Annotated in this window: 1 rRNA gene; it reads left to right on the top strand. The window is 50.9% G+C overall.

Annotation, left to right across the window (positions count from 1 at the left end):
• Window positions 1–454, top strand: a 16S ribosomal RNA gene (locus I5L03_RS13300); the annotation flags it as partial.

The raw sequence follows: 454 nt of genomic DNA, 5'->3' as shown, positions 1-454 counted from the left end.
AGCTGACCTACGGGAGGCTGCAGTGGGGAATATTGGGCAATGGGCGCAAGCCTGACCCAGCAACGCCGCGTGAAGGAAGAAGGCTTTCGGGTTGTAAACTTCTTTTGTCAGGGAACAGTAGAAGAGGGTACCTGACGAATAAGCTCCGGCTAACTACGTGCCAGCAGCCGCGGTAATACGTAGGGAGCGAGCGTTATCCGGATTTATTGGGTGTAAAGGGTGCGTAGACGGGTAATCAAGTTAGTTGTGAAATCCCTCGGCTTAACTGAGGAACTGCAACTAAAACTGGTTATCTTGAGTGCAGGAGAGGTAAGTGGAATTCCTAGTGTAGCGGTGAAATGCGTAGATATTAGGAGGAACACCAGTGGCGAAGGCGACTTACTGGACTGTAACTGACGTTGAGGCACGAAAGTGTGGGGAGCAAACAGGATTAGATACCCTGGTAGTCGTTCGA

It is taken from the genome of Aurantiacibacter sediminis (genome assembly GCF_016019885.1).
Lineage (GTDB): Bacteria > Pseudomonadota > Alphaproteobacteria > Sphingomonadales > Sphingomonadaceae > Alteraurantiacibacter > Alteraurantiacibacter sediminis.
This window is presented reverse-complemented; position numbering and strand designations above follow the sequence as displayed.